The 13,780-nt window shown below is 46.6% G+C and carries 8 protein-coding genes; 3 read left to right on the top strand and 5 right to left on the bottom strand.

Features of this window, described 5'->3' with window-relative positions:
* Positions 1 to 58: 58 nt before the first annotated feature.
* The 4 genes from ACOJUO_RS18740 to ACOJUO_RS18725 all read right to left on the bottom strand — a co-directional run bounded on the left by ACOJUO_RS18740 (position 59) and on the right by ACOJUO_RS18725 (position 4,019).
* Positions 59 to 1,297 (bottom strand): DUF3179 domain-containing (seleno)protein, encoded by a 1,239-nt coding sequence (locus ACOJUO_RS18740; protein WP_422133455.1) that lies wholly within the window; start codon positions 1,295 to 1,297, stop codon positions 59 to 61.
* Positions 1,298 to 1,499: 202 nt separating this feature from the next.
* Positions 1,500 to 2,882 carry a DUF4116 domain-containing protein gene (locus tag ACOJUO_RS18735; RefSeq protein WP_422137794.1) on the bottom strand — a complete coding sequence of 461 codons (1,383 nt, stop codon included), beginning with the start codon at positions 2,880 to 2,882 and terminating at the stop codon, positions 1,500 to 1,502.
* Positions 2,883 to 3,087: 205 nt separating this feature from the next.
* Positions 3,088 to 3,699, bottom strand: a complete 612-nt coding sequence (locus tag ACOJUO_RS18730) for a PEP/pyruvate-binding domain-containing protein (RefSeq protein WP_422137793.1) — start codon at positions 3,697 to 3,699, stop codon at positions 3,088 to 3,090.
* Positions 3,696 to 4,019: a hypothetical protein gene (locus ACOJUO_RS18725; protein WP_422137792.1), complete on the bottom strand. Its 324-nt coding sequence runs from the start codon at positions 4,017 to 4,019 to the stop codon at positions 3,696 to 3,698. The genes ACOJUO_RS18730 and ACOJUO_RS18725 overlap by 4 nt, the downstream gene beginning before the upstream one ends.
* 658 nt (positions 4,020 to 4,677) lie before the next feature.
* On the opposite strand from ACOJUO_RS18725, the gene ACOJUO_RS18720 reads away from it, so the two are divergent.
* Positions 4,678 to 6,012, top strand: coding sequence for a hypothetical protein (locus ACOJUO_RS18720; protein WP_422133451.1), 1,335 nt, complete (start codon positions 4,678 to 4,680; stop codon positions 6,010 to 6,012).
* A 185-nt stretch (positions 6,013 to 6,197) separates the two neighbouring features.
* Positions 6,198 to 6,332, top strand: a complete 135-nt coding sequence (locus tag ACOJUO_RS18715; protein WP_422137791.1) for a hypothetical protein — start codon at positions 6,198 to 6,200, stop codon at positions 6,330 to 6,332.
* A gap of 66 nt (positions 6,333 to 6,398) precedes the next feature.
* Here ACOJUO_RS18715 and ACOJUO_RS18710 read toward each other — a convergent pair whose 3' ends face one another.
* Positions 6,399 to 13,472: an autotransporter outer membrane beta-barrel domain-containing protein gene (locus ACOJUO_RS18710; protein WP_422137790.1), complete on the bottom strand. Its 7,074-nt coding sequence runs from the start codon at positions 13,470 to 13,472 to the stop codon at positions 6,399 to 6,401.
* On the opposite strand from ACOJUO_RS18710, the gene ACOJUO_RS18705 reads away from it, so the two are divergent.
* Positions 13,472 to 13,705 (top strand): hypothetical protein, encoded by a 234-nt coding sequence (locus ACOJUO_RS18705; protein ID WP_422137789.1) that lies wholly within the window; start codon positions 13,472 to 13,474, stop codon positions 13,703 to 13,705. The genes ACOJUO_RS18710 and ACOJUO_RS18705 overlap by 1 nt on opposite strands.
* Positions 13,706 to 13,780 lie beyond the last annotated feature (75 nt).

The raw sequence follows: 13,780 nt of genomic DNA, 5'->3' as shown, positions 1-13,780 counted from the left end.
GCATCAATAAATTACTTTCTTTTGACAGTACTGTTTTTATAAAGTTCACTCTTCAGCCTTAAGTTTGCCACGATACCTTGTCGAGACGATTGATGTCGGTGGCTGGAAAAAACTCCACCCAAACATGCCAAAACATGCCGGGCCGCAGGGCTTCAATCCGCATCAATCGGCCACGATCCGATCGGCCATTGAAGTCGATACGGGTGACAGACTGACCGCTGTCGTTGTACCAGGCCCCAAGACTTTCCAGTTTAGAATCGTATGCAATGACTACCGCTCGACCGCCAATCGTCACGTTGATGACATTATCCTGCTCAAACACAAAGTCCTCTGTATAGGCCACTGCATCACCATTTAGCGCGATACCCCATATATACGTCTTGTTAGGGAGCCGATCATCATAATGGGTCATATTATCGATAACAGGCGTGTTCTCACGAGCATGCCGACCGAGCAAGACAGCAAAGATCGAGTCGATACCGGCATCCAGCAAACGCAGAAACGGATTAGACACCGGCTTGTTCAGAAACACACGCCCATTTGGATAGGCCTTTTCAAAGGCGCGAAAACTCATGCGAAACGTTGGCCAAAGCGGCATGCCCTGGCGCTCGCAGGTCGAATGTCTGTCGGGCCGTCCATGACTGTTTGCAGACAAGTCGCAAACGCGCTGACCGAAAATATGCTGAATCGGCTCACGGGTTTGTTTGTCACGCATCACCAGGTTATTACCATGCTGTGCCAGCACGTCTAAATCGATAGGACGGCCATCCATTTCGGCCTTGAAGCCCAAACCCAGATTTGCCAGTGCGCAATAAGTCATGATCAAGCGCTTCTCGCCACCAAGACCTCTGGCACTGCTGGCCAGGTGCGGCCGACTCAAGTCGTAATCACTATGCGCAGCCGCTTCGCCATTGTTCTCGATCACCAGCATACTGGTGGAGGGATTGATAAAGTTGCGAGCCTTGTCGATGGAGTAATAGCTTGCAGTGCCTTGCTGATTGCGCAGGCCTATGTGAATCCAGACATAGGGAAAGCCATAGAACAATGTCACCAGTGCTGCCGCTGACCAGAAGGTCCAGCCGCTGCCGGCATCATACGTCAGATGACACAGGGCCATCAGCAACGCCAGACCAAGGCCGATCGCCATGAGGCGACGCTCCTGGCGAATCGCACGAAGGATGTTTTCTCGCTTAACCCTGATGAACGACTGACTGATATCACCCAGATCCCGAAACAGAATCGCACCAATAACCAAAGTGCCTGCCAGACTGAGCCAGAAGACCCACTGCCATAACATGATCCGAACCTCCGAGAGAACATGGTTGCCGCCGAAGAATTGACCGGATGTATAACAACCCCTGATGCTTTGCTTGTGCATTCTAGCGCATTATCGAACAGCAGATGCCGGAATTGCGGACAATAACCGACAGTGTCCTGGAGAGTTCGTCCCGCTGACAGCGCAAAGTGCTGACTTGCACTCTCAGTACTGAAGCACATTCTTAAAGTCGTATCGGACTTAAAGTCGTCTGGGAGACATATTCAACAACATCCGGGTTCCTGAAGATTGCTGACCTGATAAAATCCTTATCGTATCTAAGTTCATCAGCAGCATAGTCGAAAACATGATGATCACGTTCAATCAAGTTCAGCAAATACTCGCGATCACTCAGTACCTTTGTACTGGCACATCGTAAGTAAACAATATCATTATCGATAACTATTTTTATAATGTCTTTATCACTTCGGATTCTTTCACTTGCATATCTCAGCGCGGTTGGATAACTGGCGATAGCGGCCTTTACAATATTTTCATCATCCCGTATTTCCGGGCTGACATATTGCAGCCAATTGCCGTGCTTTTTGATTGCGGTCATGACAACCTCTTTATCATTCTTCATTTTTTCACCAGCAAACTCAAGGTTTTCTTGACGCTCTGCAATGATTGGTAATACCAGGTCTTTATCATTCCTGACCCGTTGACTGCCATATTGCAGTCCGTGCATCAGCAAGGTTTTTTTGAAAATTTCTTTATCATCAGAAAGCCACAGATCCGGAGGGATTTCAAAACTTGGCCTGTAACTGTAGGATGATGGTTTTATAACATAGTATTTATCTCTCAAATCGGGGTAAACATCCTCAACCAATGGAGCCGTTCTTTTGGTATCCAAGAATAACAAATGATGTAAAAATTCCCTGCGGGTTTCTTCAGTGATCTCATTGCTTATTAATATTTGCCGATAGTCGTCCTCCGATTTATCACGACACGATTTATCACGACACGATTTATCACGACACGATTTATCACGACACTCTGCAAACCGTTGGGCATAATTAATAAATTGCTGGTAGTGTTCGGGTAATAACAGCAAATAATCAGGACTGCAGGTGAAATGCTGCTCATAATACATTGCGAAAAGGCAATATTGAAAGGCGAACCTGTCAGCTTCTGCCGCAATATCGCCAGTCAGGCGTTGTGCAAGCAAGCTAAAGCTCCACTGATCTCCTTCAAAAACCTTAATGTACTGCATTTTACAATCCACATTACGCATATCACGTAACACAATGATCAGTTTTTCAAAGGCATCCTGCATGTTTTTAGTTGATTTCATTCGCGTGCATTCGACGGTAATGCCTCCGGCTACTGCATTGCAATTCAGCTTCATGCTATCAGCATTTTCATCCAGTTGGAGCACTTTCAATAACTGCACCAGAAGCCACATACGCTTTAACTTGGCGGTTTTACCAACACCATCATCTTTATAAAACTGGTCAGAGAATTTCAGCCGTAAGGTTCGTTCTTTGCCTCCCTCTGCGTATTCAAGCAGATCAATAAGGCACACATGACTTCCAAGCTTCAGGTTAACAATCAAGACATCATCCATAATGACCACAGTCCCATAACAATTAAGCTTTTCGATTAATGGCTTCGAGGACGGCCTCGATAGCGGCGCCTTTTCTCCCGGGTTGCGCTGAGTTGTGTAATCAAGGTAGGTAATTTTCTTTTCTTTTGATAGCTCGCCCTGACCGGAATGCTGACTGATCGGTGCCAGTGCATTTACGAAGCGCCGGTGCAAGGCAAAAATCAGCTCATGAACACTCCGGACCTCGGTTGCTCAATGTCAGTATTTCATCCCGCAATGACCGAACCTCGAAAGTTTCCGAATAGCCGTTATTGTTTTTGTGCAGGACAAAGTAACTTGACATCTTGCCGGGAAAGTATTGAAAGTTTTCAGCGCCTTCCCTGCGACAAATATCGATACGGTGGGGCGTGTTACCGGACTGTCCTGCTACTGCTGCTACTGCTGCTACTGCGCCTCTGGGCTGACCCAGTGTGTACTCAATCCTGACGGTATCATCCTGAAAGGATTGAAAGCTCATAACGACTCCACCATATCGACAATCAATACACTGTTGGATGATCAGCGCCATGGGTTGCGGTATGCCTTGGGGACAGACTTCAGGCCGGTAACCTGAGGCCATGACCTTAAGACAGGTTCTGAAAACATCGCCTCCTGCCTGAATGACAGAGAGGTATTTGCCTGCCTGGGCATCGCCGTAGTTATCTTCGTTGATACCGGAACTGCGGATAATCACGGGCTGTGATCCAGAGAGTCTGTCCACCTGACGGTGCAGCCCCCGGATTTTTCGGGCCGCTTCAGAATCTTTAACCTGTTCGTAATAGTCATCACTGGCAATCAATTTCGCCAGACCCGCCAGCCAGTCATCCCTTCTGTTTTAGACAGACTGGCTTCTTTCATGCGCTGCAAAAACATCCCCTTGCCCCCAAATTGTTCCCGGTTGCCGGAAAAACAATCAGCAGCCTGATCTGAAGCAGGTGAACCGCAGTTGCCCTCGGTTAGTGACTTTGGATCGGGAACGACAGTGGTATTATGACCAGCCAAATACCCTTTGGGTGAACCATTAACCCCAATGGATGGACTGGCAGTCACGGCATCCTGATCCGGATTCGTTGTCCGGCTATAAAGATCTGATATATCAACTAAAGCAGCAGTTATCACCAAGAAATCCCTCTCATGTTATTATCCATCCCATTACTAGGAGCCTGACCGAGAATAGCGCCCGTAGCGAGGACGGCAGAAAATTGAGGATGAAAATTCGGTTTTGTGAGGAGAATAGCGAGCTATTTGACGAACAAAAGCGGATTTTCAGACCAATTTGCTGCCGCCGCACGACTGCATGGATGCAGGAGCTAGAGCAACGCAGGAGCAGTTGCCGCGTAGGGCAGTCTATTCTCGGTCAGGCTCCTAGTGCATCAATTAATTAGTTTCTTTTGACAGCAGAATTTTTACAAAGTTCCCTCATCAGCCTGAAGTACGCAATAAGAAAAACAACAACAGGGTTTGCACCGGATGACATTGTCTGAATAGATCAAACCTTATTCGCAGATTATTCGAAGTATTCAGAAACCTCGGGGTTTCTTTTTATTGTGGCCTCGATAAAATCATCATTATCTTTAAGGCTGGATTCAAGCAATAACGATACAGATGACTCAGATTATCAGAGTGAAAACATGAGTGATCGTGTATTTTTTGGTCTAGAGCAATCAAAATGAACATCAGGTGTCAGAATCCTCAAAAAAAACAGTCATATAAACTGTGTGTGCTACTCTCAATCATTCACCGAAAATTGATATTAGTAAAAAACAGGTAATTAACGATGAAAATAGACATAAGATTAATCATTTTACTCTGTCTCTGCTTGCTATCATCTTATTCAAATTCAAATGACCTGCACTTTACATGGAAACTGGAGCGTTTAGGTCAATTAGTACTTGATGGTACAGCCACATCATCCGCTAATTTCAGTCACAATGGGAGAACAATAAATAGCTATTTGAATAACCCCACTAGCTTTTTTAGTTATATTTCCGGGGATCGTTTTGTCAATTATGACCTGACCTCTTCCGCTAATATAGAGCTTAATCAACATAACACGGCCAATCGTGTGCCAGCTTTTTTTAGTAGCTTATTAGGAAATGGCCAACATAACCTTCAGCATCGCTTACACACTCGTTACACACTAAGAAGTGAAACGAAAACAACAGCACGTAAATTTGCCCATATATTAAGCTTTTTTGCTATGCCTTTTATCTGGACTAGCAGGATGCTTTTTCAAAACTTACTAAATAGCGAAGAAAAGGTGAACGCGCTTGAAGCAGCAACGCCAACCACTTTACCAGAACATGTAAGTATCGATAGTCGCTCTATATCTGTATCTCGATCTCCTACAGATGAGACCGATAATGCTCAAACGCTTTTATCGTCAAGCACAAAAGCTATAGACGATAATAACCTTATATTTGACCTTTTCCTGAATAATCCAGAAACACGACAATGGATAATAGAGCATCTACTAAACTCTACGTCCTACGGTACGTTTAATTTGATAATACCTGAGTTATTCAATACAGTCAGACCTGCCAATATTATTGTGCATGAGAAAACCAGTGAAGATGATAGTGCAAACCTGCAACCATCAAATTTTTTATCATTATACTTTCAAAAAGGAACTGTCGTTCAATACCACCTTAGGAAATCACCCAACAATAACATTCAGATATTAGCGATTTCAGTTAACTCCAATTTTTATACCCTGACATTCTCCATCGATAATTATGATGCTGCAGCCAGAGCTAACCAACCCCCCGCACATTTTGCGGAATTCCCGGAAAACTGTAACTGTGGAGGAGCATGCAACTGTGCTACCTCAAGAAATAATGATACTCAGTTCAGCTTTGAAGCCATGAGAGCGACGATGCTCTGTTGGCAGATACTGAACGACAAAGATGGCAGGTTCAGTAAGAAGTTGTTTCGCGGCTTTTCACAAGACTTGCAGGACCGGGAAGCCAGGGACGATTTCAATATGGCGCTTTATCACTCTTTCTCGTCCATGCGTAATGACATAAGATCGCTCACACAAGATGATGTGAAAGAGATCCTGAAATGGCCGAAAAGGAAAGACAAGGATGACGAGCCCAATACCGAGCTGTAATGAACACCAGGTTAAGCTACTTCCACCAGTTCACATTTCTCAGGTGTCGTAGTTTTACCGCTGATCAGGAGGAAGTCCTGTTCACGGGTCGGGAAATTTATGCGCCACAAGTAAAAAAGGCTAAATTAGCCTTACCTGTTGTTTGAACTATGATGCAGCAGCCTCCTACTTTCAGGTATGCAATTATGCAATATGATCTCATCAAGGCATTTCTTGATGCCATTTCGACATTGACCAGCCATCAGATGAATATTCTCATCAAAGCCCTTTCTCCAGAGGTTGAGAACAAAACGCATAAGCCGAACCTGAGTAGTTGTTGAAGTTTTGCAACACCCTCTAAAAGTACAGGGTTTTACGCTCTTTCCGGTGAAAAATTGACGGCTTACTCAGAACCCGTAGCTGACTCTGGCAATAAAACCATAGGCCTTGAAGCTGTCCATCCAGTCATAGTGATAGCTGATAGTAAAGGCCAGGTTGCTGTGGCTCTCCATATTAATCACTGCATCGAACTGGTAACGGCTTTGTTCACGTTTGGCCCCGCTCATCAGAAAAGCATTGCCACCCTGGGCAAATTGCGCGGTCATGCTCACCGGGTCATCCTTGAAATCGTGGAAGGCCATCAGGCTGACTTCAGGTTTGACGGTCATACTGGCTGTGGTGATATCGCCCGACAGTTTCAGACCAGCGCCCAGTTCCAGTATCTCGTAAGTGTCGCTTTTGACTCTTGCAAACCGCAGGATATCTGACCAATCGTTAACGCTTGTCTCCCGGTAGTCGTCTGGCTTGATGCTGGCATAGTTGAAGGCCAGTTGTGGCAACCAGTGCCATTCTCCTGACTGACCCAATGGCATTTTATAGCCAGTCAGAAGACCAACATCCCACGAATTGAGATCATGTTTGGCCTTGATCTCATTGCCGACAACGTTACGTTTACCATCATTATTACTCCAGCTGTAACCTATACGGCCATCGACAAACACGGAGCCCTGCGCAAAGCTCGAATAGACGCTGAAGGTATGCCCTTCGGTATCAATCCTGCTGCTTGAGCCATCGGTCCCGTTAACATCACCCTTTGAGTAGGTATAGGCGACACCTAACGTCATGCGTTCATTCAGATCAGAGTCAACACCCATTGTGAAGCCGTGGGTTTTGGCTTCATAGCCGTTGTACCCGTCCTTTTTATCCTGCCTGGCATCCGTGTTGGCATACTGCATCCAGACATTACCGGAGGCAACCATATCACCCGCAGCAATACCGTTGCGAAGGCCAGTCTGTCGGGCGCCAACTGCAGTACGGGCCTGTCTGATCGAAGCGTTGGCAGAACTTATGGACGCACCGGACAGGTCCGGAGTCATCTGGTTGACAATTTTGGCGACTTCGGCAGTGTTGTTATTGATCATCTTGACCTGACTCAGGATCCAGTTATTCAATGGTTCACTGTCGTTTGATTGACGGGTAGTCAGTGCTATTTCAATCGCTTTCAAGGCTGAATCGTTGGCACCGCCGGATCTGGCAAGATCCGCAACAAATGTCGCTACATGGTAGCTGACAAGGAACAGCTGTCTGGCCGTCAGGCGAAGGTAGTAAAGGGTGTGAGGAGTGAATGAAGTCGTTACCAGGGAGGGCATTGTTTTAATGTCGCAGTCGCTTGATTGCATCAAAAGATATTCGGTGCTCTCACCGATATCCGGTTGATTATTCAGTAAAACACCGGCTTCAGGGCCGACTTCAATTCTGCTGGCTTTGATGTAAGGTGCTTTCAGGTCACGCAGTTCATCCAGAGTCACTACCAGTGTGCCCTCTTGCTTATAAAGACCTGCCACTTCCAAGGCACTGTCACGTCTGGACGACAGAGCTGCAGAAGGTGCCTTCGGGTATAAAGTACCGCCTTTGTTAATATGGACAGTTGTCTTGGCCAAGGCGGTTGAGGTATCAGATTCAGCTTCTGAAACAGATTGTAAAAATTTGACGGGAGTGACAGACAATTTCAGGTTTGAGGTCAGGGTCAGTTTGCCTGAAATGCTCACTGTTCCCATAGTCTCAATCAGCTGACCGCCGAATTGAGCCTCCGGACCACTGAAGGTCAGGGAGTCCAGCCCGATAATGTCGCCCTCTACGGTACTGTTCTGAACATCCAGACTGTCACCTTTACCCGGTAGGCTCCGGATGCTGCCAATGGTGCCAGCCTTAAGGACAATGTTGATGGGTGGGCGGTGACCGGTGTCATCAAACTTCATCTCCTTTATTGTGCCACGGGTGTTTAATGGTACTTTCTTGAAAAGTACCGCTGACTTAGTGAATTTAAGAGGTAATGTTAAAGCACCGCCAGCAGGGCCTGCGTCTCTGGTCGTTATCAGTCTGGCTGTACCGTCTTCAGTCACCGTGATGCTTAATGGGTTCTGTATTGCAATGGTTTCCCATTGTTTGCCTGTGATCGAGACATCATCTATGCCACTGACCGATCCAGTGATCTTGCCACCGCTGAGAAACAGACTATCGCCGTGGCCTTGTTGACCTTTAATGTTTTCGGTGATGCCATCGAGATGGTTCAGAAAGAGTTTCGGACGTGCGGAGTCTGGCCCTGAGAGATCGATTTCATGGATTTCACCGCCTTCATTATTGATAGCAAAGGCTGACCGATTAAATAAAGACTTTTTAAAGCCTAATACCAGACGATCAGTTCCTTTTTCAACCTTTGGGTCATCCGTGATTCTGTTAACGACAGCGCCTTTAACAAGGTTCACAAGGTCAAGATTATCCATTCTCAAATAGCCCCATGTATCTCCCTGCACGATCAGGTTGTCAAAGCCGCTCTGTTCCCTGATAGTGCCTGCGACCATTACAAGAGTGTCGTTCATTCCAGGGCGTGCTTTTACAAGGTCAGCAGCTCCACCGGATTGGATAAATTGCAGTGAAGGGCGGTGGGCGTCGCTGGAAAAGTCCAGGCTTGCCAGTGTTCCATGGTTATCCACTTTAAAAAAATCGTTGTTGCTAAAGGTGCCGTTAAATGCCACAGCTAAGGTTTTATTGCCATAGGTGGAACGAGTATTGATGCTGCTGACCCGGGCATCAGGACTTATGGTTATGGAACTGGGGTTGTTGACTTGCCCTGACACCGACCAGGCATCTGCACTGTCCAGCAGGATGTGTCTGGCTCCTTGAAGCTTTCTGATCTGGGCTTCACCTTTCAGCCATAGATCTGCCTGTTTATCGGCATGACTGGTAATAATGACTGGATGATTCTTATCACTGATGATGCTCAGGGTCTCTTCTGGAACTGTTTCCTGATCTTTTTTGTCGTAAACACGGATCTGATGAATGGGGCTTTCCAGAGTCACTTGTCGTGTATTTGTGGCCCAGTCCAGAAAATCCCATTTTTTACCTGTTACCCTGATGGTATGGATGCTATCAACCGCTCTTTTTACTGAGCCGGAGTCCAGTATCAGTTCATCATTTTTATCAGAGCGACCTTTGATTTCTTTAACTATTTCACCGCCTTTCTGAGAGAGCTTTAAAGAAGGGCGCTGAGCATGAGCTGACAAGTCCAGACTCTCCAGTGTTCCATAGTTATCCACTTTAAAGTCGTCGTCGGCATCAATACTTTTAAACACCAGAGCCAGAGATTGAGTCCCGAATCCGGAGTGGGTACTGATATTCTTGACCTGTGCACCCGGTCTTATGGTTATGGAGTCAGGGTTTAGTACTTGCCCCGTCACCGACCAGTCTTTAGCGCTGTCCAGCCAGATACCCCGGGCTCCTTCAAGATCGGTGATCCGGGCCTCACCTTGTAACCATAGATCGGTTTGTTTATCGGCATGACTGGTGATACTGACTGGATTGCTACGGGTGATGATGCCCAGAGTCGCTGCTGGCAACCCTTTTTTCCATTCCTCGTCTGTCTGCTCTCTCTGGTCTGAAACACGGATCCGCTGAATAAGGCTGTGCAGATCCACTTTGTGTGTGCCGGTGGCCCAATTCAGAAAAGTCCATTCCCGACCTGTTACCCTGATGGTATGAATATCATTAACCGCTTCTGTCAACGAACCCTTGTCAAGTATCAGTTCATCATTTTTATCAGAACGACCCTTGATTTCTTTTACTTCACCTCCTTTCAGAGAAAACTGCAATGGAGGGCGGTTAGCGTTACTGGAAAAGTCCAGGCTTCCCAGTGTTCCACTATTATCTACTTTAAAGACATTGTCGTCTTTGTAGGTGCCGTTAAATAACAGGGTTAAGGTTTTATCCGAGTTTCCCCTGTTTAAGTGGGTGGAGTGGGTATTGATACTGCTGACCTGTGCTTCAGGGCTTATGGTGATAGCATTGGAGTTGTAAACTGAGCCATTCACCGACCAGTCTTCAGCACTGTCAAGCAGGATATTTCGGACACCTTTAAGATCGCTGATGTTGGCTTTTCCCCGCAACCATAGATCCGTTTGTTGATCAGCATGACTGGTAATACTGACTGGACTGTTGCTGGTGATCAGGTTCAGAGTGGCGCCTGGCACGACTTCCTGTTGTTTCTTGTCGGAAACCCGGATCTGATGAACAGGGCTTTCCAGGATCACTTGTCGTGTGCCGACGGCCCAGTTCAGAAACGTCCATGCTTTACCCGTCACATTGATGGTACGGATATTATTAACTTCGCCTGTTACTGAGCCGGTGTTCAGTATAAGTTGATCATCCCGATCAGGATGACCCTTGATTACTCCCATCTCACCCCCTTTCAGAGAGAGCTGTAGAGGTGGTCGTTTAGCGCCGTTCGAAAAGTCCAGTCTCTCCAGTGTTCCGCGGTTATCTACTTTAAAAAAGTTATCGTCAGTGTAGGTGCCGTTAAATGTCAGGGATAACGTATTATCGCCGTGACTGGAGCGGGTATTGATGCTGCTGACCTTGGCATAGGGAGTTATGGTTATGGAGTCAGGGTTGGGGACTGATCCTGTCACTGACCAAACGTCAGCACTGTCCAGCAGAATATTCCTGACTCCATGAAGATCGCTGATCTGAGCTTTACCTCGCAACCACAGATCCGATTGTTGATCAGCATGGCTGGTGATACTGATTGGACTGTTGCTGTTGACCAGGCCCAGAGTGCTGCCTGGCAAGGTTCCCTGTTCTTTCTTGTCGGCAATACGAATCTGATGAACAGGGCTTTGCAGATCCACTTTCTGTGTGCCGGTAAGCCAATTCAGAACCGTCCACTCCCTACCTGTTACCCTGACGGTATGGATATTATCAACCGTTCCTTTCACTAAACCCGTCTTCAGTTCAAGTTCATCTTGTTTATCGGAACGACCTTTGATGGCTGCTGTTTGACCTTGTTGCAGAAACCACAGCCTGGGACGCTCAGCGTCACTCGAGAAGTCCAGACTCCCTAATTTCCCCTGATTATCCACTTTAATGAAGTCGTTGTTGGTATAGCTGCGGTTAAATGCCAGACTTAAAGCGCCACGGTCACTGCCACGGCTGGAGTGGGTATTGATGCTGTTGATCTGCGCACCGTCATTTATATTTATGGAATTGGGGTTGTACACTGGCCCTGTCGCTGACCAGGCGTCAGCATTGTCACTTGTTACCGTGATGGTAGAGATATCATTGACCGCTTCTGTTACTGACCCCTTATTCAGTACAAATTTATCATTTAGGTCAGAACGGCCCTTGATGGTTCCTGTTTCCCCCCCTTCCAGAAACAACAATAGAGGTTTTCGGTCGTCTTTTGACGATAGATCAATCGTCTTGATGATGCTCTCAGGCAAGCTATGAACAACCAGATCACGAGCAACCAAAGTTGATTGGCTGAACGACAAATAGAGTGATTTGGATTTGTTCGAGGGACGTTTAGTAGTTATCTCTTCAATCTGACCTCCTGAACCTGCTGTAATGGTGAGCAGGTCAGGCAAAGGTGCAACAGGCGAGACTGACCAGTTCCCGGAATGGTAAACAGCTATATGTTTTAGCTCCGGTAAATGATTAAGCTGAGCGCTACCGAAAAGGTTCAGACTCTCTACCTTCCCTCCCCCTTCAGTATTTATGTCCAGTTTGTTCTGGCTCTCACTTGTAGTAGCAAACCTTAAGGAAGCGTCAGGGGCTTCATGGGAGGATGCTATTGTATCGCTCACAAACAAGCTATTGATTTGACTGGATGTATCAAACCTTGTCGCCTCTGAAATCCAGCCACTCAGGCTCCAGCCTGATCCGGAAATCTTAATGGTGGAAAAGCCGGAAATATTGCCCTTTATGGATAATGTCGTATTTTTACCCGGAACTTCTTCAGGAAGAGCAATATAAAGAGTGTTGTCTTCGCCACCAGCACCCTCGATGTTTCCTGTTATGAATCCTCCGTGCAAATACAGAGGGGATTGACTTGCCTGCTCCATTTTAATGGCAGGCGACCCCTCAATGACGTATCCGGGTTTAATGCTAAGGCCTCTTGGAAAATTACCAGAATAAAGCAATCCGGTGCCAGTACCTCTTACGGTTCCCGCATTCACTAACTGACCATTGCCTGAGATTTTGATGCCAATGGCATTATCTTTGGTAAAAATATCACCACTGTTGTCTACTTTAGCTCGATGTGTGTCTGTGCTCATACCAACACTATCGTCGCCAGAAACGTTGATAGTGGCCCAGTTGGCAGCGGTGGAGGAGTAACCGACCGGGGGAGGGTTACTGGCATCGGCGGTTGCAGCCATACCATAATTGTTTTTGCCATTAACGTTGAGGGTACCTCTATTGCGAACTTCTGCATTACCCTGTTCTACTCCGAAGTCGTGGACATTTTGATTTCTGGCTTTCATTCCATAGGACGGCTGGTCGCTTGAGGACTGGCTAGACAAGTTAAGAGTGCCACTGTTTGTACCCAAACCGTTGATAATGAGAAAGCCCATTGCGGGAGCGCTTAAAATATTAAAGGTTCCATTTATCTCATTAGCGGCCTCAGAAGCTTTGTGCGCAGCCTGAAAGGCTGTGGGTGCAGTTCGTCTCTTTATCCCCTGAATAGTGACTATGCCCTCGTTGCTGATAGTATCCCCATATTTGGTCAGGGCCATGACGACGTCTGCAGCGTAACCCTTCTTCTCCCGTGCACTGCTGAGTATACCTTTGTTAGTGACTCTATTATTCATGCCTACAGCGCTGACGATCATATGAACCCCGGCCTGCACTTTATTGCCACTGGGTAATTCGCTCGTCAGAGAACCTTCGATGTTTAATGTTCCATTCACCATTTTTATGTAATTTATCTCGTCGGGTTTGGATGGATCAGCGGGACCTATGGTAACGGTACTATCTTTTGGGATGGATTCTACCCACTCTACAACTTTGGTTTTATGGGGGGGCCATTCCTTGGGGTCAAAGCGGCTGCCGCCGCTATCATCTCCCAAAACCCACCCGGAAATCACAGAAACAACGGCAAAAGCCAGAATAATCTTCGAGTAAAAAACATGAGGCCTGGGATGACTCATTGATAAACCTTCAAAAGTCATTGGAATATCAGCAGGAGGCGTATTATGGGAAAGAGGCGGCAGACAGTTTGGGAGAAACCGCCGCTGAAAATCTGATTTGGCGTTCGAAAGACGACCGGAGCTTGACCACGCTCATTTTAGGTAATCAAAGGAATGTTTTGAAATACCCATTAATTTTTAAAAAACAGGTTTTTAGCCCGAAAAACGACACAGTTTACGTATTCCGGGGCTGACTTTGATCCCTCATCTGCTGTTTAATAGCCCGGCTTCAAGTCATAATGAAGTGACTTGAGTGAATGTTGCCATGA

It is taken from the genome of Endozoicomonas sp. ALC020, from assembly GCF_049275935.1.
Taxonomy (GTDB): Bacteria; Pseudomonadota; Gammaproteobacteria; order Pseudomonadales; family Endozoicomonadaceae; genus Endozoicomonas_A.
Note: the sequence above shows the minus strand (reverse complement) of the source record. Positions and strands in the feature narration are given on the sequence as shown.